Below are 21,362 nucleotides of genomic sequence, written 5' to 3'. Positions count from 1 at the left end.
TGCGCCCCAAATACATGGGCCCTCGCTTTCGGCCCGTAAGGTTGCCTCCCCGGATGGATGCCCGGCCAGGCTTACCGGATATAAGGTTGATCCATTTCTCCGGATACACCCTCCTAGAGCCGTCCTGGTTGTTCCCATCCTCCTGGGAAAGGCCTTTCTTCCGAACCAACTCCCGAGGCCCCAACTGCAAGGCCATTCCAGTTCGTTCCCGGATAACCCGCCTAAGCCACTTGTTCCCCCTGAGGTATTGCAGTAACCCTCGTACGGCTCCAAGGTAAGTGGAGCGGGTAGAGGATCGGAGGGCTCGCTCTACCAACAATGCATGCTGCCATCGCGCCAGCATGTCCTTGGTCCATTGCCAGGGACCTTCCCCGGACCATCGGGCCAGGCTAAGCAGACCTCCAATGTCACGATTCAGCGCCCGGATGGCATGCCCCTCCCGGATTCGCTTCCGACCCCATTTCGTCACCAAAAACCGGAAAAGGCTTTCCGCCTGGGGCGGCAGTCCTGTCTTCTTTAACTCCCGCATTCCCGCGGGTGCCTCCAGGTTCCCATCCGGACGGGCCTCCGCAACGAACCCCGCCTTCCGGGCCCCCAACAGGCTTCCAAGCTGTTCCTTCGTGCCCTCTTTCCCCTGGCCAACCAGCCAGGCCTTTGCGGCATCGACCTCCGCGCTGGAGAGCGAATAGGCGCCAGGAAGCAACTGTTCTTTGATGACCGATTGGTACCAGAAGGGCAAGTCGGGCAGGTCGTAGGCAAGCTCTGTGGTGCGCACTCCGGACTGGCGACACGCCTGAACGAACCGGTCCGGCCACTCCCGCAACAACCAGCCTACGCCAGTGAATAGCCCACGTCGTATCTCCACATTCAGGTAACGAAGGTGCACTTGCCCCTCGCCTTGCCCGGGCAGCGGCAGGTTAAACCCGACTTCCTGCTCAATCAGGTGCTTAAGTCCTATGCATCTTGGGTCGCACAAGGTGTTAGCGATCTGGTGGGCGCCCCGATTGAAGGCCACGGCGGGGATGATTCCCTGGCCTGGAAGCTCTACCCATCCCGTATCCAGGCCGACATCGAAAAGGGCCTGAAACCAGAGGATCTCCTCGGAAATGGGCTCAATCTTGCCCTCCTCCGTATCCCGCAGGTCTCTCCCGCAATGAAAGCAGGCGGCCAATGTCCGCCTAGGATCTTTCACCAGATGCGGGTGCAAGGGTAGGGCACAGCTTGGGCAGACCGCCAATAAGCTCACTTCGTGCACCGGGCAGATGGTTTCAAAGGTCATCCGCCATCGCCGCCGGAGGTAGGGCTCCCCATCCCCGGCCAGGCAACGGTGACAGAACTGGAGGCCCGGCCGCTTTCTGCGGCGGTGGAAGACCCCTAGTGGAAGGATGCCGAAGGTTTGGCCCGTGGGGTTAAAGGTCTCGAATAAACACCCCGCATAGGCGGCCAGGGTGGTTTCCTGCACTCGAGCAAATGGCGTTCCCGTTCGCTCCGCCAGCTCGAGCAGGAAATCCGAATCGACGGTCCTGTCCAGGTCCCGTCGCCAGAGCGGCCGATTTGGCCATTCCAGGTTGCAGAAGGTGAAAGGGGAAAGACCATGCGCCTTGGCGAGGCGGATGAGCCAGGAGGACAGGAGCTCATCTGGGGCAGGTTTGGGATGGATGGTCCAGAGGAATGATTCTAGGACACGGGCACCCACATACGGTTCCTCCTCAACGCTTGGAGGGCGGGGTCCAACCCAGAGCCCCTACCAGCTGGGAATTAATGCACTCCTCTCCGCCACGGATCGCCTCGATGGCTGCCATCCCCAGCAAATCGGCCAGCTCGCCAATGGTCCCTTCGGACAGGGCATGGAGACGGCGGGCCAACTCCCGCTCGTGGAGGTTGGATGGCCACTTCAGGGGCAGGGTCCGCTCGAAGCTCGCTAGCAGTCGCCGGAACGCCTTGTCATTCTCCCATTTGGGCAGCTCCATCGGCGTGAACCGGTTGCGCACCTGGGGATCCACCCGCAGCGCCGCCGTCGCCTCCGGCGTACCCACGCCGACAATGGGGATCTGTAAGGTATTGGTGAGCCATTTCAGGGCGTTTAAGAATTGCCGCTGCCGCTTCTCATGGCCAGCTAGCAGGTTGTGAATCTCATCCACGATGAGCATGCGGAGGCCCACGTACCGGAAGACCTTCTCAACCTGAAGGGCTTTGTTCGATACTCGATCGCTCTTCCTGAACGGAATATTCAGCTTGTAAAGGATCTCATCGTAGAACCGGGCCTCATCGGGCGTGGGTGGCGCCTCGATGGAGAGAACTGGTACGTGAATCGCTTCGCCGGAAGGGTTGTCATCCGGCGGGTGCCCTTCGAGAAAGCGATTGACGATTACCGTCTTTCCGTTGTTGGTCTCCCCGACCAGGAGCATATTCGGCATGCGGGCCTTATGGGGATGGTTAAGCAACCCCTCAAGCTTTTCCAGGACCTCCTTGGCCCGCGGATAGCCTATCCACCGCGCCTGCTGCACGATCCGGATGCGCTCTTCTGACGGAAGCTCAAGAGCCTCCCGGGCATCGGCATTCAGATGATCATGGGCTGGCTCAGTCCCTATTGTCATTGCTGCGAATTTCCACCTCGTCGAAGGGCTCGATCACATCCTCGTCCTCCTCCTCAGCCTCAGCGGAGGGGGCCTCCCTCTTGGGTGGAGGAGATTCGGATTCCAGCGATTCGGGAGCCTCACCAGCCCGCCGCCAGTCCCTGCGGCGCTGCGCCTTCCTGCGCGCCTTCCGGGTCTCCTTCTGGGCCCGCTCCTCCAGCTCCCGGAGCTGGTTGTATGCCTCGAAGATCGTATCCTCGTCAGCCCGCCCCCAAAGCTCCTGAGCCCTTTTCCGCGCTTCCCGGAGTTCCCACAAGCTCATCCTAGGCCGTCCGGCATCCCGGTAGGGAATCGGGAAGTAGCGATCCTCCTCTGGATCGAGGAAATAGACCGTGCTGATGTCCCGAGGGTCCCGACGGAACAGGAACTTCCGCTTTTCCTTCGGGTTATCTGGATCCGTGGCATGGATCCAACGGCGCAGGACATCGTGATAGTAGTGGATCTTGTCGAGCGTGATCCCGTAGGACTGGACGGTCCGCTCGAAAAGGGGCGTAAAACTCAGGCGCAGGCGCTGGGTATCAGTAGGTACCGGCGCGATTCCCCGCCCTGGGGTATCGTCGTCACCGAATATGCCTCGGATATACATCCGGACCGGAGGCATACCCAACTCGGTATGCACCTCCTCATGGTAGACCTGGGTGATCAAACGTCCCAGCCAGGTCTCGAACTCGGTCAGTGACATGAACGCTTCCCGATCAGGTTCGTAATCGCGCTTTTCCGCCACGCTCGACTTTGTAGTGCCAGGAAGGTTATGGAGTTCGGCATTGAGCGTCCGGAAGAACCGCTCCACGTAAGCGCCGTAGTCAGAGCGGTAAACGGGGCGCCATTCGATGTCGATTCCGTAATTCTTACAGGCGCTCTCCAGCATGACGCTCCGGAACTCCCGGGCGTTGTCCGACTGGATCTTGCTCATTACTCCCTGAACAGGCCATTCGGCATCGATTTCCCGCTCTGCGAGCCATTGGTCCTTGGGGAGTATCGCCTGGCTGAGACACAGGCCCACAGACTCGGCACTGGGCGGGTCAAAGGAAAGGTAAAACCCAACGATCATGCGACTGTAGATATCAATGGCCAGGGTGAGCCAGGGGCGACCCACCGGACGGCGATCGAGATCGTCCACGAGGGTGATATCCAGCTTGGTATGGTCGATCTGGACGACCCCAAGGGGTTCCCCGGCCTCCGGATGCCGGCCGGGCTTCGGGGCGAACCTCTCCCGGGCTGCCTTGGTGCCCTCGCGCCTCTTCATCTTTTCCCGCTCGCTTAGCTGGGCGATCCGGTTTCGGACCGTGTTGGGGTGGGGCGCTTCGAGCCCGGCGTTACGGCAGCGTCGCAGCACTTCCCTGCATGTATGCTGGACGCTGGGCCGGCGGGGCTTCTGGTACACCTCTTCGAGTGTGTCCGTCAGGAGCGCTTCCACCTCCGGGCTGAGGCGGCTTTTCCCTTCGCCGCCTGAGCGCGATTTGGGGGCAAGGGCGGCGACGACTCCGGCCTCCTGATGGAGACGCATCCACCGATAAAGGGATTCCGGCGAGCACCCTGTTTCTGCGGCCCGCGCTTTTACATCGGCCCGAGTCCGCTTCTCCAGCTCCAGAAGCGGCCGGATCGCCTCGAAACGCTCCTTGGCGACCTTCCAGTCCTTGTCGTGCAAGGTGGCAAGGTCCGGTGGTCCCTCCGTCGCCTCTGCTTCTTCCTCTTCAGGGGCTATATCTTGCAGGTCCGAGACGCTCAGCACCTTAGTCTCGCCCGTACTGGCGTTCTCCACCAGGAGCTTGGACGGGGTGACGAGTTCCCGGACCCGGTAGAAATGCCCTCGCCATTTGATCCTGCGACCCGGATTGAGATCGGTCAGCGTGGTCATCCCAAATCTTCCTCCCAGTCCAACCGCTCCCGCCAGCCTTCGGCCAGTTCAATGGGGCTCTTCATCGTCACGGGCACCGAGAGGTCCAAAGCGATTGCCCGGCGGGCGGCGAGGCACCAAAGGGCGGCCACCGCCTCTCCCTGGACCCGCCAATGGGGCGAGACCGACGCCACTAGCGCCTTGGGCGTGGACTGGCCGAGGCCGGCGAGTGCCTCGGCCACGGCCTCCATTAACGCGTCGTCACATTCCATTTGCCTGTAGGGCAGGAGGAACTTCACGTTCTTGAAGTACGGGGTCCGGATCTCTAGCTCGGTCAGGACCTCGAACGTCCAGCCTTGCGCTTCCGCATAGGCCCGGGCGGCGGCGAAGCGGGGCTCAAGCTCCGCCCACTTCTCCTTGAGCTCATCGGAATATTTGACCTCCACCAGCTTGCCGGGTTGACGCGCCCCGCCCCCGGCGGCCCTATATTTAATGAGAATGTCCGGGGTGTACCGTCCGCGGGCACCATCAGGCTTGGTGTACTCGATCACCACCGGCTGCTCCTCGTAGGTCTCGACCCCGAAGCCCAGATCGAACTCAAGAGCAGTCATCAGGTCCCGTTCCAGGGTGGACTCGTAAGCCGATACCCGGCCCTCCCCCCGGTTGAGGGATATGCCGGTGACGCTTCGGTAGTTCCGCAAGATCTTCCGCTTGGGCATACTTCGGACCACAACTCAGTTGCACCAACTTTTGTAAAATTTAATCCAGTGTCAACTCCTTTTGGAATAATATCAATTTCTTTTATAAATTTTTCACCTAAGTCCTTGATATGATCTGCCGGAGTGTCAATTTCTTTTGTAATTTACAGCGGCAGCCCGCCCCGTCCAGGCGAAATCACGCGGGCGCACCGGGGGGTGCTGTTCCTCGACGAGCTTCCCGAATACGACCGCCGCACCCTGGAAGCCCTGCGCGAGCCGCTGGAGACCGGAGAGGTGACCATCGCCCGGGCACGCGGCACCACGCGCTTTCCCGCCCGGTTCCAGCTCCTGGCGGCCATGAACCCGTGCCCATGCGGGCACCTCGGGGACGCCCGGCATGCCTGCACCTGCACCCCCGCGCAGGTGCAGCGCTACCGGGGTCGCCTCTCCGGCCCGCTCCTGGATCGCATCGATCTGCAGCTTGAGGTCCCGGCGCTTCCCGTGGAGGACTTGCGGCCCGGCCAGGGCACCGTCGAGGAGGACAGCACCACCGTGCGCGCCCGGGTCGAGGGGGCCCGCCACCGTCAGCTTGAACGGCTCGGTGCGCCCGCCGCCGCCCTCGGCGCCAAGGGCGTTGAGGCGCATTGCCGCCCGGACGAGGAGGGGCTCGCCTTCCTGGAGACCGCCAGCAAGCACCTGGGGCTCTCCGCCCGGGCCTATCACCGCATCCTCAAGCTGGCCCGCACCATTGCCGACCTGGCGGAGACGGACCGCATCGGTCAGGCCCACATCGCCGAGGCTGTACAGTACCGCCGATTGGACGCCGGCGACTCCGGCACCTGACGCAAATGGCCGGCTGCGCTAGAATCACCGCTGCGATCCGCCGGCGAGACCCCCGACCATGGACGACCCCTTTCCCACTGATACCGGCCTGTTCCCCACCCAGGGGCCCTGGCGGGCTCCCGAGACGCTCGGGGAAGAGACGCCGGACCGCCGGCTCCGGGCCTGGCTGGCCTGCAGCGGCTCCCTGACCCGGGCCCTGCGCGCGGCCTGCCCCGAGGGATTCGGCCTGCGCATCCACCGCCGCTTTTCCATCCTCCTGCCCCGGGAGGAGGCGGATCTGCTGCGTGTACCCGCCGGCAGTCCGGTGCTGCAGCGGGAAGTCTGGCTGCTCTGCCGCGGGCAGGAGGTGGTGTTCGCGCGCAGCTGGATCCCCGAAGGCGCCCTGTCGGACCCCGGGGAATACCCGCTGGGGGACCGGCTGTTCGAGCCGGGTGCGGGCGCGGAGCGCCTCCGCCTGGAGGCGGCGCCGGTTTCCGCTGCGGAGGGTTCCCTCTGGGCGCGCCGTTCCTTGCACCAAGTCGGGCCGGGCCGGTTACTGGTCGGGGAGGTTTTCCTACCGGCCATGGAGGCGCTATGTCCACCGCCCGACTGACCGCCAAGCTGGGCGCCTATACCCGCCTGATGCGCCTGCACCGGCCCATCGGCACGCTGCTGCTGCTCTGGCCAACCCTCTGGGCGCTGTGGATCGCCGGAGCCGGCGGCCCGCCCGCCGCCATCGTCGCCATCTTCGTGCTCGGGACCCTGCTCATGCGCTCGGCGGGCTGCGTCATCAACGACTTCGCCGACCGCGAGCTCGACCCGCACGTGCAGCGCACCGCCCAGCGACCGTTGGCAAGCGGCGAGGTGCGGCCCGCCGAGGCGGTTGCCTTGTTCATTGTGCTCTGTCTCGCGGCCTTCACCCTGGTGCTGACCCTGAACCGCCTGACCATCGCCCTGGCCCTGGTGGGGGCGGTGCTCGCCGCCACCTATCCCTTCTTCAAGCGCTTTACCCACATGCCCCAGGCCTACCTGGGGATCGCTTTCGGGTGGGGCATTCCCATGGCCTTCGCCGCGGTGCAGCACCAGGTCCCCGCGCTGGCCTGGACCCTGCTGGCGGCCAACATCTTCTGGACCATCGCCTACGACACCATGTATGCCATGGAGGACCGGCCCGACGACCTGGAGATCGGCATCCGCTCCACGGCCATCCTGTTCGGCACCTGGGACCGGGTGGCGGTGGCGGCGAACCAGGTGGCCGCCCTAACGCTGATGGCGGTGGTCGGGTATCTGGCGGGCTTCGGCCTCTGGTACGCCCTGGGCCTGCTCGGCGCGGTGGGCTTCGGCCTCTACCAGCACTGGCTGATCCGCGGCCGGGAGCGGGGACCGTGCCTGCGGGCGTTCCTCAACAACCAGTGGCTGGGCGGGGCGGTGTTCGCGGGGATCGTGCTGGAATACCTCACCGTTTGAGACCTCCCAATCGGGATTGAGCCCATAGGCAGGAACGCCAAGAACCCAAGGCAGCCCAGAATCGCCAAGGAAGGCCCAACCGGAGAAGAAGTCTGACGCTGCGGGATAGTGCAGGAAGCGCGTAATGGAGTGAAGTAAGGCCGCATCCATGAAAAGCATGTTTCTCTTGGCGTTCTGGGCGCTTTGGCGTTCGCCGTTTCCGGATTTCTTGAAAGGCCTCCAGTTTCCATGAAAGACCTCCGCGCCTTCATCAAAGACCTTGAGCACCAGGGCGCGCTCAAGCGCATCGCGCACCCGGTGGACCCCCACCTGGAGATGACCGAGATCAGCGACCGGGTCCTGCGTCAGGGCGGTCCGGCCTTGCTGTTCGAGCAGCCCAAGAACGGAGCCATGCCGGCCCTCACCAACCTGTTCGGCACGGCGGATCGAGTGGCCATGGGAATGGGCCGCTCTTCCACCGCCGAGCTGCGCGAGGTGGGCCAGCTCCTGGCCTACCTCAAGGAGCCCGAGCCACCGGGCGGCTTCCGGGAGCTGTGGGATACGGTGCCCATCCTGCGCAAAGCGCTGAACATGCGGCCCAAGGAGCGCAAGAGCCCGCCCTGCCAGGAGGTTGTGGCGGAGGGGAACGACGTGGACCTGTCCGGACTGCCGGTGCAGACCTGCTGGCCGGAGGATGCCGGGCCACTCATTACCTGGGGCATCACCCTGACCCGCGGTCCGGACCGCGACCGGCAGAACATGGGCATCTACCGCCAGCAGGTCATCGACCGCAACCGGGTAATCATGCGATGGCTGGCCCATCGCGGCGGGGCGCTGGACTACCAGCGCTGGCGGGAAGTGCACGGCGACGCGCCATTCCCGGTGGCGGTGGCGCTCGGGCCCGACCCCGCCACCATCCTCGCCGCGGTCACCCCCATCCCGGATACCCTCTCCGAGCATCAGTTCGCCGGCCTGCTGCGCGACGCGCGCACTGAGATCGCCGACGCCCTGGGCGTGCCGCTGCAGGTGCCGGCGCACACCGAGATCGTCCTGGAGGGCCACATCTATCCGGACGATATGGCGGTGGAGGGACCCTTCGGTGACCACACCGGCTACTACAACGAGCAGGAGCGCTTTCCGGTGCTCACCGTGGAGCGCATCACCCACCGCCGAGACCCGCTTTACCACACCACCTACACCGGCAGGCCGCCGGACGAGCCCGCAGTGCTCGGGCTGGCCATGAACGAGCTGTTCATCCCGCTGCTGCAGAAGCAGTTCCCGGAGATCACCGACTTCTACCTGCCCATGGAGGGCTGCTCCTACCGCATGGCGGTGGTGTCCATGAAAAAGCAGTACCCGGGACACGCCAAGCGCGTAATGATGGGCGTTTGGTCCTTCCTGCGGCAGTTCATGTACACCAAGTTCGTGGTGGTGGTGGACGACGATATCGACACGCGGGACTGGAAGGACGTGATCTGGGCGCTGACCACCCGGGTGGACCCGGTACGGGACACCACGCTTGTGGACAACAGCCCCATCGATTACCTGGATTTCGCCTCGCCGGTATCCGGACTGGGCTCCAAGATGGGCATCGACGCCACCAACAAGTGGCCGGGCGAGACCCAGCGCGAATGGGGCCATCCGGTACGCATGGACAAGGCCACCCGGGAGCGGGTGGACGGGCTCTGGTCGGAGCTGGGACTGGATTAGGGGTGTGCGCGGCCTCAGCGGCCCTAGCGGCTGCCTCCGCGGCGGACGAACAGAACGTACAGGGCGAGGCCGCCGAGCACCGCCCCCAGGATCCAGCCCGCGCTCAGCCACTGGTAGGGGGTGGCTCCGGTGCGCGGCTGGACCGTGACCCGCAGGACACCGGGGTCCTCACGGGGAATCCGGTCGAGGATCCGGCCCTCGTGGTCGGCGGCGTAGGTGATCCCCGTATTGGCTACTCGCAGCAACGGCCGGCCCATCTCCACGGCCCGCGCGCGCCCCAGCTGGGCGTGCTGGTCCGGGCCGATGGAGCTCCCGAACCAGGCATCATTGGTCACGTTGACCAGCACGTCCGCGCCCAGCCGGACGGTGGTGGCCACCTCGCGGGCGAAGGCGTCCTCGTAACAGATGGACAGGCCGGCCCGGTGGCCGTCCAGCGCCAACGGCTCGGCTCGCTTACCGGGGACGAAGGTCCCGCTGCCCGGCACGAATTTCTCGGCGAAGAAGAGCAGGGACCGCAGCGGGATATACTCGCCGAACGGCACGAGGTGTCGCTTGCGGTAGCGGCTACCGCCGCCGCGCCCCAGCGTGATGGCGGAATTGAAGTAGCGCTTGCGACCACCGCGCCATTGCCGCTCCGGGATGCCCAGCAGCAGGTTCGTCCCGCGGGCGCGGGCAGCGACGTCCAATCCACGCAGGTATTTTCCCGCCTGATCCGCGAACAGCGGCACGGCCGTTTCCGGCCAGACCACCAGGTCGGCGTCTAGATTGGAAACGGTGAGACGCCGGTAGCGATTGAGGATGGGCTCGCGGTGGTCGGTGTCCCATTTCTTCTCCTGGGGCACTGCTCCCTGGACCAGGGCGGCCCGCAGTGGACCGCCGGACGGGCTCGTCCACGACACCCCGCCCGTCGCGGCACCCAGGGCCACCACAATGCCGGATGCCCCGATCCAGGCGAGGCCGGCTCCCGGGCGCCGCCGGTAGACCAGGTAGGCCAGCGTCAGGGCCCCGTTGATGAAAGCCGCCGCCAGACCGGTGCCCAGGCCGCCCAGAACCGGGAGCAGGCCCGCCAGGGGTCCCTCCAGCTGGGTCACGCCGAGGGTCAGCCAGGGGAAGCCGGTGAAAGCCAGACCGCGCATGCCCTCCAGGGCCACCCAGAGGAGGGGCAACCCCAGGGCCATGCGCCAACGGCGCGCACCGCCGAGTATGCCGCCGAGCATCACGAACAGCGCGGGGTACAGGGCGCAATAGGCCACCAGAAGGGCCCAGGTGGGCAGCGCCAGAGACAGGGGCATGTGGCCGAAGGTGAGGATGGTGGGCAACAGCCAGTGCAGGCCGGCCCCGAACATGCCCAGGCCGAAGGCCAGACCGCGCCGGAAGCGCTGCCCGGGGGAGGCGTACTCGGTGGCCAAGAAGAGGGGAATCAGCAGTACCCAGGCGAGCGGGTACCAGCCCCACGGCGCGAAGGCCAGGGGAGCAAGGAGTCCGGCGCCCAGGTAGGCCGCATCGCCGGCCAGGGCCCGGACGAGGCGGCCGGCCGCCACTTCGCTGCGGCCCGTCAGGGTCCGGGATTGCATCAGCGCCGCTCAGCCGGCACCGTTTTGGGTCCCCGCTTCCGCCTCACTCAGCTCCACCACCCGGATGCTGCGTATGCGGCGCCGGTCGGCGCGGATCACCTCCAGGAGCAGGCCGTCGATCCGCACGGACTCCCCCACCTCGGGAAGATGGCCCATCTCCCGAACCATCCAGCCGCCCAGGGTGTCCACCCCTTCGGCCTCGAGATGCGCGCCGAAGCGGGCGGCGAAGGTCTCCAGGGGGATCTGGGCATCCACCTGGAAGCGGCCCCGGCCGCGCTGCTCCACCATGACCGCCTCGATATCGAATTCGTCCTCGATCTCGCCGACGATCTCCTCCAGGACATCCTCGATGGTGACCAGCCCCGCCGTGCCGCCGAACTCGTTGACCACGATAGCCATGTGGTTGCGGCTCGCGCGGAACTCGTGAAGGAGGCTGTCCAGGTGCTTGCTCTCGGGGACGAACACCGGGGCCCGGATCACCGAGAGGAGGTCGAACTGCGCGCGCTGCTCGGCGGCCCAGTAGCGGAGCAGGTCCTTGGCGTAGAGTATGCCCCGGACATCGTCGCGGTCCTCGCCCACTACGGGCAGGCGGCTGTAGCCCACCTCGACGATGCGGGGGATGAACTCCTCCGGCGCCTCGTCCGTGCGGACCACCTCCATCTGGCCGCGCGGCACCATGACGTCCCGCACGCGGGTCCCGGAGATCTTGAAGATCCCCTCGATCATGTTCAGGTCTTCGGGGTCCAGCAGGCTCTGGTATTCCGCCTCCCGCAGGACCTCCAGGAGATCCTCGCGGGATTCGGGGGCTGCCCCGAGCCCCCGCGCCAATCGCTCGATCCAACCTCGTCGTCTCGGCCCTTCTTCCGCCACCGCCTTACTCCTCCGCATAAGGGTCCCGGAATCCCAATTGGGCCATCACTTTGCGCTCCAGGTCTTCCATGACCTCCGCCTCGTCGGGCGCGATATGGTCGTAGCCGAGCAGATGCAAGGTGCCGTGCACCACCATGTGGGCCCAGTGGGACGCGGACTCCTTCCCCTGGTCGGCCGCCTCCCGGGCAACCACCTCCGGACAGATCACGATGTCCCCCAACATGGGCTCCCAGGGTCCCGGAGGCAAATCGGCGGGAAAGGAGAGGACATTGGTGGGTCCCTCCTTGCCCCGGAAGCCGCTGTTCAGCTCGGCGACCCCCGCCTCATCCTCGGCGCGGACCACCACCTCACCGGCCGGAACCTCTTCGGGAGCACCGGCCAGCGCGGCATGCACGCACTCCTGGATCCACTCGGGATCCGGGATGTCCATGGCGTTTTCGGGACATTGCACCACCACCGGATGGGCGTGCGCTTGGCCCTCGGAGGCGGATACGGAATCACTCACGGTCGCTACCTCACCGCCCCACGATCGAGGCGGATACGAAGTCATCATGACGCCGGGAACGCGCTCCGGCAATGGGGTTCGGCAAGAATACGCAGGTAAGGGATTCGGTCACGCGTCGAATGCACGCTCTAGGCAAGCCAATGGTTCCGAGCTCCGCCGGTTCAGCCCACTTGACCCAGAACGGCTTCCTGGCTCATCCGGCCCCGCAGGGAATTGGGAAGCGCCTCGGTGACGGTCACCGGCACCAGTCTTCCCACGGACTCTTCGGGCGCGGCAAAGTTCACGATCCGGTTGCACGGGGTGCGGCCCATGACCTCGTTCGGGTCCTTGCGGCTGGGTCCTTCCACAAGCACCTGCACCTCGCGGCCCACCAGAGCCCGGCTCTTCTCCATGGCCTGCTGATTGAGCCGTGCCTGGAGGATGGTCAGGCGCTCCTGCTTCACGGATTCCGGAACATCATCCCGCACCTCGGCGGCCAGGGTTCCGGGACGCGGGCTGTACTTGAAGGAGAAGGAATGGTCCAGGTCCGCCTGCGCCACCAGGTCGAGGGTATCCTGGAAATCCTCGTCCGTCTCGCCCGGGAAGCCGACGATGAAATCGGTGCCGATGGACATGTCCGGGCGGACGGCCCGCAGGCGCTCCACCTTCTCCAGGAACTCCGCGCGGGTGTGATTGCGGTGCATGCGCGCCAGAAGCCGGTCCGATCCGGTCTGCACCGGGAGATGGAGGTGCGACACCAGCTCGGGCAGCTCGGCGAAGGCCTCGATGAGGCCTTCGCCGAACTCGTTGGGATGGGAGGTGGTGAAGCGCAGCCGGTCCAGACCCTGGATGCCGGAGAGGTAATAGAGCAGTAGGCCGAGGTCGGCCTCGGTGCCGTCCTCCATGGCCCCCCGGTAGCCGTTCACGTTCTGGCCCAGGAGGGTTACTTCCCGCACGCCCTGCTGGGCCAGCTCGTAGCACTCGGCGAGGACATCGTCGAAGGGGCGCGACAGCTCCCGGCCGCGGGTATAGGGCACCACGCAGAAGGTGCAGAACTTGTCGCAGCCTTCCATGATGGTCACGAAGGCGCGGGCCTTCTCCACCCGCGGCGCGGGAAGGTGGTCGAATTTCTCGATCTCCGGGAAGTCCACATCCACCACCCCGGAATGCTCCCGCTCGGCCGATGCGATCATCTCCGGCAGCCGGTGGATGGTCTGCGGACCGAACACCAGATCCACGTAGGGTGCCCGCTGCCGGATCCGTTCCCCCTCCTGCTGGGCGACGCATCCGCCCACGCCGATCAGGGTTCCGGGCCGGGCCTCCTTGAGCGGCCGCCAGCGCCCCAGCTCCGAGAACACCTTCTCCTGCGGCTTCTCCCGGACCGAGCAGGTATTGAGCAGCAGGATATCCGCTTCGGCCGGATCCTCGGTGCACTCCACACCGAGGGATTCGTCGAGCAGATCCACCATCCGGGTGGAATCGTGCTCGTTCATCTGGCAGCCGAAGGTACGAATGTATAGCTTGCGGGGCATAGGCTGGCTTCGAGCACAGGTGGATTTGTCATCAAACCGGCATTATAGGGCCTGGAAAGGTCCGGGGCCAAGGATCCGTTCCCGGGGACCGGCGCTTGTGGAAACCCTGCATCCTCTTCCCTCTGCTGTTCAATGGGTTAGGCTGGAACCAGTGGTAATCCGGCGGCGGGAATCCTGGCCGTTGGTCAGCCGGTACGTCGGCACTGAGCCAAAAAGGGGGGGCTCCGTGGCTTTCAGCTTGTCATTCTTCGGGCACGGCCTGCGGGTCGGTTCGCGTCCGTTGCAGCCCGTCCCCTACGCCTACCCTGGCGCTATGCACGGGGCCTCAGCCTCACTCCCCGATCCCCGTTTTCGGCCGCGGTCACCCGCCTGGCCCGTGCGGTATGCCCCCCTTTCCCTGCTCAGCCCGGCTATTCCTCGCACCGGATCGCTTTCCCAGCCCATCCGGCAAATCTCCTGAGGAGGAAAGAGTCATGAGCAATCTCGTCCGCTTCCCCGAAGCCAGCCACGTCTACCAGCACTCCGAGGTCCAGCTCGATCACGATCTTGGGGCGGCCATCTTGAATATGGCACCGCAGCCGCGGCCCTCCTTCACCCCGGCACTGCTCGCCGACATCGAGGCCTTCCAGCAGGAAGTGGCGGACCGCATCCGCCAGCAGCAGGCGCAAGGGCGCACGCCCGACATCCGCTATACGGTGCTCGCCTCCAACCTGGAGGGCATCTACAACTTCGGCGGCGACCTCAACCGCTTCGTCGAGCTGATTCGGGCCGGTGATCGCCAGGGTCTGCTCGACTACGCACTGGCCTGCGTGCGCGCCGGGCATCAGTTCTCGGTGGGCCTGGACCTGCCGGTGACCAGCCTGGCGCTGATCGAGGGCCGGGCGCAAGGCGGCGGGTTCGAGGCGGCGCTCTCCTGCAACGTGCTGATCGCGGAGCGCGGCACCCAAATGGGCTTCCCGGAGGTTCTGTTCAATCTGTTCCCGGGAATGGGCGCCTACAGCTACCTGTCGCGGCGGATCGCCCCCTCGCTGGCCGAGCGCATGATCCTCTCCGGTCGGCTCTACGAGGCCGAGGAGCTCTACGAGATGGGGGCGGTGGATGTGCTAGCCGAGCCCGGGGAGGGCCGTGAAACCCTGGCGGAATACATCCGGGAGGCCGAAAAGCACAATTCGGTGCACGGGCTGCTGCGGCGCATCCATTCCGCCCACAACCGCGTCCCCTTCGAGGAGCTGCGGGACATCACCGAGCTCTGGGTGGACTCCGCCCTGCGGCTGAGCGAGCGGGAGCTCCGCACCATGGAGCGCCTGGTCCGGGCGCAGGACCGCCGTATCAGTGTGGACGCCAACCAGGCCCGCTGAGCGCCGGGCGCACGCCGGCGGTTAGCGGTGCAGCTGACCGCTGGCGTGCACCAACAGGGCCGGCCGGGCCCGCTTGAGCAGATCGTGGAGGCCGTCGAGCTCGTAGCGGATGGTACCGACGGCGAGATCGGTGGCGGTCGCGTTCTGCAGCCGCTCGCAGACATTCGCCACCGCCTCCACGCCCAGGTTGGCGGCGCTCCCCTTCATGGCGTGGGCCAGCCCCTGGAGATCCTCCAGGCGGCACTCCTTCGAGGCCGCTTCCATTTGCGCCAACCGATTCTCCGAATCCCGCAGGAAGTCCTGGATCAGCTTGGACAGAAAGGCCGGATCCTGGCTCATGCGCGACAGCTCTTTCAAGGTCCGCTCGGAAACCAGGCTGCCGTCCTCCGTATGCCGGGGGTCCAGCCCCCCCTGTGGCGTGCCGGCACCGGTCTCCGCCCCGGTGGCACCCATGCCGGTATCCGCATCCGGCATCATCACCCGCTCAAGCGTCTCCAATAACCGCTGGGCCTCCACGGGCTTGGTCAGGTAGGCGGCAACGCCCGCTTCCTCCGCCTCCCGCACCGCGTCGCTGGTGACATTGGCCGTGAGCAGCACGAAAGGTAGGGGATTGTCGGAAATCTCCATGAAGCGGTACAGCTTGACCACCTCCGTACCGCTGCGCTCCGGCATGTGCATATCCAGGATGGCCAGGTCGAAGGCCTCCTCCTCCAGGGCCTGGAGCGCTTCCTCGCCGTCCGCGGCCATGCGCGTGCGGAAACCGCCCTTTTCCAGGATCATCCCGAGCACGTCCCGGTTGGTGGGATTGTCCTCCGCCACCAGTATGTAGCCCTGGCGACCCCGGCCGCCGCGCTCCATTCGCCGCTTGGCGAGGTCCACCACCCCCTCGTCCTGGGGCAGCTCCGATTGCAGGGCATAGAGGGCGTTGAACAGCAGCGGCTTTTCCGGCGGCAGGTCGAGGATGGAATCGAAATAGGCCTCGAAGCCCCGTAGCCGGTGGCTCTCCGGATCGCGCCGGAGGAGAATCAGCCCGGGCCGGGCCTGCGCTCCCGGGGAAGCGAAGCAGGAGAGGAACCCGGCGGGGTCGAGCAGCTCGCCTTCGTCGGCGATAATGCCCCGCAGCCCGTGCGTCTGCTCCCCGAGCCGGGCGAGCACGGCATCGGTACCGACCACCACCTCTCCCTCCAGCCCCCAGACCCGGATCCAGTCGGTCAGGGTGGCGCTGAGCACCCGGTCCCGGGTGAGCAGAAGCACCTTCCCGCCGCTTCCCAGCGCGCCACCGGCGGTGCCTTCCTCGGGCTCCTCCCACGGCAGCGTGACCCCGAACAGGGTGCCGTGGCCGGGGATGCTTTCCACCTCGATGCGGCCGCCTAACAGGTCCACGAGCTGCTTGGAGATGGCCGTACCGAGCCCCGTGCCACCGTAGCGCCGGGTTATGGAGCCGTCGGCCTGGGTGAACACATCGAAGATGTGCTCCTGCACCTCCTCCGCGATACCGATCCCGGTATCCACCACTTCGAAGTGCAGCCACCGACGGCTATCCGGGCCGGGATAGGGCGCGACGCGCACCTCCACGTGGCCCTGCTCGGTGAACTTGATGGCGTTGTTGAGGAGATTGATGAGGATCTGTCGCAGACGGACCTCGTCGCCCCGCACCCGGTAGGGCGTATGGGGGTCGATGTGCAGGTCCAGCCGGAGGCCCTTCTGCTCGGCCTGGTGGGCCAGCATATCCACCGTGCCCTTCATGGTGGCGTACAGGTCGAAGTCGGCGGTCTGCAGCGTCAGCTTGCCCGCCTCGATCTTGGAGAGGTCCAGGACGTTTTCCAGCAGCTCGAGCAGCGCGCGGGCGGAACGGTGGATCGTCTCCGTGAAATGGCGCTGCATGGGGGTTAGGGAGGTATCCTCGAGCAGATCGATCATCCCGATGACGCCGTTCATGGGCGTCCGGATCTCGTGGCTCATGTTCGCCAGGAACTGGCTCTTCGCCCGGTTCGCGGCCTCCGCCTCCGCCCGTGCCCGGATTAGTTTTCCGAGCAGAACCGAGAAATAGAGGGGCAGGACCACGAGGCCCACCCAGAGCCCCCACGCCAGCGTGGTGTTGTCCCGCCAGAAGGGATTGGTGAGGATCACCCCCAGGAATCCCGTGAGCGCCAGCGTCATGGATAAGTACAGGTAGCCCTGGCCGAAGCGCAGCCCGTTCCCCACTACCACCCAGATATACACGATGTACAGGGGAGTCAGCGTCTCGCCGTAGATGGCCATGAGCACCGAGGGGGTGCCGTGATCGGCGACGTTCCCGAGTACCCGGCGCACATGGGAAATCCTCGGCCGCAGGCCGATCCAGAGCAGAAGCGCCAGGGAGAAGAGAAGAAACGCGCCCAGGATCTGCAAGGCCCCGGCCAGGACCATTACATCGCCGTAATAGAGGCTTCCGTAGACGGAAAGGTAGGCGGTGACGACGCTGGCCACGCCCAGCCGCACCACGGCCTGCTCGTGCTCGGAATCCGGCCGTCCCCGGTACCGGCTCAGGAGGGGGCCGAGCAGGGCGTCAAGGCGGGAAGAGATCCGGACAATCCGGTACATGCACGGGCATCCTTAGCTCCGGAGGTACGGGGAATGGTACCTGTACCCACCGGTTTACACCATGTCGCGCCAGGGAGAACCCGGACAAAAAAAGCCGCCCCCGTGGGGGCGGCTTCGATGAATGGTGGCGGATCAGGGATTTGAACCCCGGACACACGGATTATGATTCCGTTGCTCTAACCACTGAGCTAATCCGCCAGAAGGCTACTTATTTTAAAAATCGGCTCCGGGCTGTCAACCGTTCCGTCAAACGTTGAAGCGGAACAGGATCACGTCGCCGTCGACGACGGTGTAATCCTTGCCCTCCGAGCGCATGCGGCCCGCCTCCTTGGCGGCCTGCTCGCCGCCGTATTCCGCGTAATCCGGGAAGCTGATCACCTCGGCGCGGATGAAGCCGCGCTCCATATCGCTGTGGATCTCGCGGGCCGCACGGGGGGCGGCGGAGCCCTCGGGCACGGTCCAGGCACGCACCTCCTTGGGGCCGGCCGTGAAGAAGGTAATCAGGCCGAGGAGCTGGTAACCGGCACGGATGACCCGGTTCAGACCAGGCTCCTCCATGCCGAGCTCGGCGAGGAATTCATCCCGGTCCGCGTCCTCGAGCTCCATCAGCTCGGCTTCCGTGGCCGCGCTCACCACCACCACCCCGCTGCCCGAGCGCGCGGCGTAATCCCGGACCGCCTGGACCGCGGCGTTGTTCTCGCCGGTTTCTCCCTCATCCACGTTGGCCACGTACATGATGGGCTTGAGGGTAAGGAGGTGGAAGCCCTTGAGGGCTTCCCAGTCCTCGGCGCCCAGATCCAGGGTGCGGGCCTGGCCGCCCTCGGACAAGTGGGTCTGCAGCCGGGCGAGGAGATCGCGCTCGGCAATGGCCTCCTTGTCGCCGCTCTTGGCGTTTTTGGCGGCCTTGGCGTGGGCCTTCTCCACGGATTCCAGGTCGGCCAGGACCAGCTCGTTCTCGATGGTCTCGATATCGCGGACCGGGTCCACGCCGCCGGCGACGTGGGCCACGTTCTCGTCCTCGAAGCAGCGCACCACGTGGGCGATGGCGTCCACTTCCCGGATGTGGGCGAGAAACTGGTTGCCCAGGCCCTCGCCCTCGGCGGCCCCGGCCACCAGCCCCGCGATGTCCACGAAGCGGATGGCGGTGGGAGTCACGGCCTCGGGCTGGACCAGCCGCGCCAAGTCATCCAGCCGCCGATCGGGCACGGGAACCACCCCGACATTGGGCTCGATGGTGCAGAACGGGTAGTTCTCGGCCTGGATTCCGGCGCGGGTCAGGGCATTGAACAGGGTGGACTTGCCTACGTTGGGCAAGCCGACGATTCCGCACTGAAATCCCATGGGGCAGTCCTGATCTGAAAAAACCGGAGGTCAGCTTCCGGAGGAAGCCGGAGCATGGAGCCTATTGAGGGCCTGCTGCCATCTCCCGGCAACCAAGTCGGGCAGTACCTCGTAGGCACTATCCATAGCGGATTGCATGCGCTGCCGCTCCCCGGGCGCGGGACGGCCGAGCACATAGGGCGTCACCTCGGCACTGCTGCCGGGGTGGCCGATGCCGAGGCGAAGGCGCAGAAAGGCCTTGGATCCCAGCTGTTCCGTGAGGTCCCGCAGGCCGTTATGGCCGCCGTGCCCGCCGCCTGCCTTGAGCCGGGCCACTCCGGGATCCAGGTCCAGCTCGTCGTGGACCACCAGGATCTCCTCCGGGGCGATGCCCTTGGCCCGGGCAAAGGGGGCAGCGGAGTGACCACTGCGGTTCATGTAGGTCTGGGGCTTCATGGCCCAGAGGGGCTGCCCGTCAACCTGCCATTCCGCCATCTCCGCCTGGTACTTGCGCTGGACCCTCCAGCGGGCACCCAGGCGGTCGGCAACCCGGTCCACCCAGTCGAAGCCGATGTTGTGCCGGGTGTTGCGATACCGGGAGCCCGGGTTGCCCAGGCCGACGACCAAGCGCAGCACTAGCCGGGCCTATTCCTCTTCTTCCCCGGCCCCGGCCTCTTCGCCTTCCCCGGCGGCCTCCTCGGCTACCTCTTCCGCCACGGCGGCTTCGGGCTCGCCCTGGACGCCGGCCATGTTCACCACCGCCTGGTCACTCTCCTCGTCGACATTCAGCTCGACGCCCGAGGGGGCCTTGAGGTCGGAGAGGTGCAGCGTGTCACCGACCTCCATGCTGCCAACGTCCACTTCGATGTGGTCGGGGATGTTGGCGGGCAGGCAGGTTACCTCCACCTCGTTCATGAGGGTGGAGACCGTGCCGCCGGCCAGCACGCCCGGAGCCTTCTCGTCGTTGACCACGTGCAGGGGCACGTTGAGGCTCAGCTTCTGGTCCGCCTGCACCCGCTGGAAGTCCACGTGCAGGGCCTTCGGCTTGTAGGGGTGCATCTGGACTTCACGGACCAGTACGTCCTGGCGCTCGTTGAGGCCCTCGATGCTGATCAGGCTGGAGAAGAAGCCTTCGTCGTCCATGAGCTGCATCAGCTCGTTCTCGTTCAGGGCCACCATGTGCGGGTCCTTGCCGGCCCCGAAGACATTGGCCGGCACCCAGCCCGTGCGCCGCATCCGGCGGCTGGCCGGGGTGCCCTTTTCCTTCCGTTCCACTGCGTTGAGGGAATAGTCCGCCATCGTTGCAAGCCTCGCGCTCTTGAGACGCCTGGATTCTTATTCGGGAAACAGGGAGCTCACCGAATCCTCGCGGTTCACCCGGCGGATGGCTTCCGCCAGGAGCTCGGAAATGGTCAGCACCCGGATCTTGGAGCTCGCCGCCGCACGCTCGCTCAGGGGGATGGTGTCGGTTACCAGCATGGTATCCAGCCCCGAGCTATCGATGTTGTCCATGGCCTCGCCGGAAAGCACCGGATGCGTCACGGCGGCCATGACCGACTTGGCCCCCTTCTCCTTGAGGGCCGTGGCGGCACGGCAGAGGGTGTTTGCCGTATCCACCATGTCATCAACGATCACGCAATGGCGTCCTTCCACGGAGCCGATGATGTTCATCACCTGGGCCTCGTTGGCCCGGGGACGCCGCTTGTCGATGATCGCCAGCTCGGCGTCCAGCCGCTTGGCCAGGGCGCGGGCCCGCACCACGCCACCCACGTCGGGGGAGATCACCACCAGGTTCTCCAGGGCCATGCGGTTGAGCTCTCCGAGCAGGACCGGAGAAGCATAGATATTGTCCACCGGCATGTCGAAGAAGCCCTGGATCTGGTCGGCGTGCAGGTCCATGGTCAGGACCCGATCCGCGCCGGCGGTGGTGATCAGATCCGCCACCAGCTTGGCCGTGATCGGGGTGCGCCCGTTAGCCCGGCGGTCCTGCCGGGCGTAGCCGTAATAGGGCACCACCGCCGTTATCCGCGCCGCCGATGCCCGCTTCAGGGCATCGAGCATGGCGAGCAGCTCCATGAGCTGGGTGTTCGCCGGGGCGCAGGTCGGCTGGATCACGAAGACGTCGCGCCCCCGGACATTCTCCAGGAATTCGACGTGGACCTCACCGTCGCTGAACGAGCCAACCTCGGCCTGGCCGAGCGGCACCCCGATATGATGGGCGACCTTCTCCGCCAGGTCCCGATTGGCGTTCCCCGTAAACAGGGCCAGATCGGAATTGGCCATTCAGGGGGGCTCCGTCGTTGTTCCGGGCAATGGGTGAACTGGGATGGAACCGTCTCGAGGCGGTCTCACGACCGCAGGCGGACCCGTTTTCCAGGATCCGCCTGCGGCAGGGCGCTTCGCATCGAATTTGGCTGGGGCGGCAGGATTCGAACCTGCGAATGCCGGAATCAAAATCCGGTGCCTTACCGCTTGGCCACGCCCCAATCGCA

At 65.7% G+C, this 21,362-nt stretch carries 18 protein-coding genes, 2 tRNA genes and 1 pseudogene; 6 read left to right on the top strand and 15 right to left on the bottom strand.

All coding sequences use genetic code 11. The features are described 5' to 3' along the window. Positions 1-886 precede the first annotated feature (886 nt). Complete coding sequence (locus tag ACERLL_RS00985; RefSeq protein WP_373654414.1) at positions 887-1,213, top strand: hypothetical protein; 327 nt, start codon at positions 887-889, stop codon at positions 1,211-1,213. Positions 1,214-1,249: 36 nt separating this feature from the next. Here ACERLL_RS00985 and ACERLL_RS00980 read toward each other — a convergent pair. From ACERLL_RS00980 to ACERLL_RS00965, 4 genes and pseudogenes are all read right to left on the bottom strand, one after another. Continuing rightward, a pseudogene (locus ACERLL_RS00980) lies at positions 1,250-1,696 on the bottom strand (TniQ family protein); the annotation flags it as partial. Positions 1,697-1,709: 13 nt separating this feature from the next. Then, on the bottom strand, positions 1,710-2,507 hold the full coding sequence (locus tag ACERLL_RS00975) for a TniB family NTP-binding protein (protein WP_373654183.1): 798 nt from the start codon (positions 2,505-2,507) through the stop codon (positions 1,710-1,712). Positions 2,508-2,580: 73 nt separating this feature from the next. Next, positions 2,581-4,494, bottom strand: coding sequence for a Mu transposase C-terminal domain-containing protein (locus ACERLL_RS00970; RefSeq protein ID WP_373654182.1), 1,914 nt, complete (start codon positions 4,492-4,494; stop codon positions 2,581-2,583). Then, complete coding sequence (locus ACERLL_RS00965; protein ID WP_373654181.1) at positions 4,491-5,174, bottom strand: heteromeric transposase endonuclease subunit TnsA; 684 nt, start codon at positions 5,172-5,174, stop codon at positions 4,491-4,493. Before ACERLL_RS00965 ends, ACERLL_RS00970 begins: the two co-directional genes overlap by 4 nt. A gap of 141 nt (positions 5,175-5,315) precedes the next feature. Here ACERLL_RS00965 and ACERLL_RS00960 point away from each other — a divergent pair, with 141 nt between their 5' ends. The 4 genes from ACERLL_RS00960 (at position 5,316) to ubiD (ending at position 9,149) form a co-directional block, all read left to right on the top strand. Beyond that, positions 5,316-6,014 carry an ATP-binding protein gene (locus tag ACERLL_RS00960; protein WP_373654180.1) on the top strand — a complete coding sequence of 233 codons (699 nt, stop codon included), beginning with the start codon at positions 5,316-5,318 and terminating at the stop codon, positions 6,012-6,014. Between the two features lie 58 nt (positions 6,015-6,072). Continuing rightward, the gene (locus ACERLL_RS00955) at positions 6,073-6,606 is read left to right on the top strand and encodes a chorismate--pyruvate lyase family protein (RefSeq protein WP_373654179.1); all 534 of its coding nucleotides are present in this window, start codon (positions 6,073-6,075) and stop codon (positions 6,604-6,606) included. Further along, a complete protein-coding gene (gene ubiA / locus ACERLL_RS00950; RefSeq protein ID WP_373654178.1) occupies positions 6,588-7,460 on the top strand; it encodes a 4-hydroxybenzoate octaprenyltransferase in 873 nt (290 codons plus the stop codon). Before ACERLL_RS00955 ends, ubiA begins: the two co-directional genes overlap by 19 nt. Before the next feature lie 228 nt (positions 7,461-7,688). Beyond that, on the top strand, positions 7,689-9,149 hold the full coding sequence (gene ubiD, locus ACERLL_RS00945; protein WP_373654177.1) for a 4-hydroxy-3-polyprenylbenzoate decarboxylase: 1,461 nt from the start codon (positions 7,689-7,691) through the stop codon (positions 9,147-9,149). Between the two features lie 23 nt (positions 9,150-9,172). Here the strand turns inward: ubiD and lnt are convergent, their stop codons facing one another. The 4 genes from lnt to miaB all read right to left on the bottom strand — a co-directional run bounded on the left by lnt (position 9,173) and on the right by miaB (position 13,609). Further along, complete coding sequence (lnt, locus tag ACERLL_RS00940; protein WP_373654176.1) at positions 9,173-10,723, bottom strand: apolipoprotein N-acyltransferase; 1,551 nt, start codon at positions 10,721-10,723, stop codon at positions 9,173-9,175. Positions 10,724-10,732: 9 nt separating this feature from the next. Continuing rightward, positions 10,733-11,593, bottom strand: coding sequence for an HlyC/CorC family transporter (locus ACERLL_RS00935; RefSeq protein WP_373654175.1), 861 nt, complete (start codon positions 11,591-11,593; stop codon positions 10,733-10,735). 4 nt (positions 11,594-11,597) lie between these two features. After that, positions 11,598-12,023, bottom strand: a complete 426-nt coding sequence (gene ybeY / locus ACERLL_RS00930) for an rRNA maturation RNase YbeY (RefSeq protein ID WP_373654409.1) — start codon at positions 12,021-12,023, stop codon at positions 11,598-11,600. Between the two features lie 236 nt (positions 12,024-12,259). Next, the gene (miaB, locus tag ACERLL_RS00925) at positions 12,260-13,609 is read right to left on the bottom strand and encodes a tRNA (N6-isopentenyl adenosine(37)-C2)-methylthiotransferase MiaB (RefSeq protein ID WP_373654174.1); all 1,350 of its coding nucleotides are present in this window, start codon (positions 13,607-13,609) and stop codon (positions 12,260-12,262) included. A 473-nt stretch (positions 13,610-14,082) separates the two neighbouring features. On the opposite strand from miaB, the gene ACERLL_RS00920 reads away from it, so the two are divergent. Further along, positions 14,083-14,967 (top strand): crotonase/enoyl-CoA hydratase family protein, encoded by an 885-nt coding sequence (locus ACERLL_RS00920; RefSeq protein ID WP_373654173.1) that lies wholly within the window; start codon positions 14,083-14,085, stop codon positions 14,965-14,967. Between the two features lie 21 nt (positions 14,968-14,988). Here ACERLL_RS00920 and ACERLL_RS00915 read toward each other — a convergent pair whose 3' ends face one another. From ACERLL_RS00915 to ACERLL_RS00885, 7 genes are all read right to left on the bottom strand, one after another. Continuing rightward, positions 14,989-17,550, bottom strand: a complete 2,562-nt coding sequence (locus ACERLL_RS00915; protein ID WP_373654172.1) for an ATP-binding protein — start codon at positions 17,548-17,550, stop codon at positions 14,989-14,991. 122 nt (positions 17,551-17,672) lie between these two features. Next, positions 17,673-17,748 (bottom strand) — tRNA-Met (locus ACERLL_RS00910). 48 nt (positions 17,749-17,796) lie between these two features. Continuing rightward, complete coding sequence (gene ychF / locus ACERLL_RS00905) at positions 17,797-18,891, bottom strand: redox-regulated ATPase YchF (protein ID WP_373654171.1); 1,095 nt, start codon at positions 18,889-18,891, stop codon at positions 17,797-17,799. A gap of 30 nt (positions 18,892-18,921) precedes the next feature. Continuing rightward, the gene (gene pth / locus ACERLL_RS00900) at positions 18,922-19,506 is read right to left on the bottom strand and encodes an aminoacyl-tRNA hydrolase (protein WP_373654170.1); all 585 of its coding nucleotides are present in this window, start codon (positions 19,504-19,506) and stop codon (positions 18,922-18,924) included. A gap of 9 nt (positions 19,507-19,515) precedes the next feature. After that, positions 19,516-20,169 carry a 50S ribosomal protein L25/general stress protein Ctc gene (locus ACERLL_RS00895; protein ID WP_373654169.1) on the bottom strand — a complete coding sequence of 218 codons (654 nt, stop codon included), beginning with the start codon at positions 20,167-20,169 and terminating at the stop codon, positions 19,516-19,518. A gap of 36 nt (positions 20,170-20,205) precedes the next feature. Then, positions 20,206-21,153, bottom strand: a complete 948-nt coding sequence (locus ACERLL_RS00890; protein WP_373654168.1) for a ribose-phosphate pyrophosphokinase — start codon at positions 21,151-21,153, stop codon at positions 20,206-20,208. Positions 21,154-21,281: 128 nt separating this feature from the next. Further along, positions 21,282-21,356 (bottom strand) — tRNA-Gln (locus tag ACERLL_RS00885). Between the last annotated feature and the right edge of the window lie 6 nt (positions 21,357-21,362).

This window comes from Thiohalorhabdus sp. Cl-TMA (assembly GCF_041821045.1).
Lineage (GTDB): Bacteria > Pseudomonadota > Gammaproteobacteria > Thiohalorhabdales > Thiohalorhabdaceae > Thiohalorhabdus > Thiohalorhabdus methylotropha.
The sequence above is the reverse complement of the archived record's forward strand: the minus strand, read 5'-3'. Positions and strand labels throughout refer to the sequence as shown.

Coding starts and splice junctions, on each gene's coding strand:
- ACERLL_RS00970 (WP_373654182.1), bottom strand. CDS start 4,494: ATGACCACGCTGACCGATCTCAATCCGGGTCGCAGGATCAAATGGCGA.
- ACERLL_RS00955 (WP_373654179.1), top strand. CDS start 6,073: ATGGACGACCCCTTTCCCACTGATACCGGCCTGTTCCCCACCCAGGGG.
- ubiA (WP_373654178.1), top strand. CDS start 6,588: ATGTCCACCGCCCGACTGACCGCCAAGCTGGGCGCCTATACCCGCCTG.
- ubiD (WP_373654177.1), top strand. CDS start 7,689: ATGAAAGACCTCCGCGCCTTCATCAAAGACCTTGAGCACCAGGGCGCG.
- lnt (WP_373654176.1), bottom strand. CDS start 10,723: ATGCAATCCCGGACCCTGACGGGCCGCAGCGAAGTGGCGGCCGGCCGC.
- ybeY (WP_373654409.1), bottom strand. CDS start 12,023: ATGGACATCCCGGATCCCGAGTGGATCCAGGAGTGCGTGCATGCCGCG.
- miaB (WP_373654174.1), bottom strand. CDS start 13,609: ATGCCCCGCAAGCTATACATTCGTACCTTCGGCTGCCAGATGAACGAG.
- ACERLL_RS00920 (WP_373654173.1), top strand. CDS start 14,083: ATGAGCAATCTCGTCCGCTTCCCCGAAGCCAGCCACGTCTACCAGCAC.
- ACERLL_RS00915 (WP_373654172.1), bottom strand. CDS start 17,550: ATGTACCGGATTGTCCGGATCTCTTCCCGCCTTGACGCCCTGCTCGGC.
- ychF (WP_373654171.1), bottom strand. CDS start 18,891: ATGGGATTTCAGTGCGGAATCGTCGGCTTGCCCAACGTAGGCAAGTCC.
- ACERLL_RS00895 (WP_373654169.1), bottom strand. CDS start 20,169: ATGGCGGACTATTCCCTCAACGCAGTGGAACGGAAGGAAAAGGGCACC.
- ACERLL_RS00890 (WP_373654168.1), bottom strand. CDS start 21,153: ATGGCCAATTCCGATCTGGCCCTGTTTACGGGGAACGCCAATCGGGAC.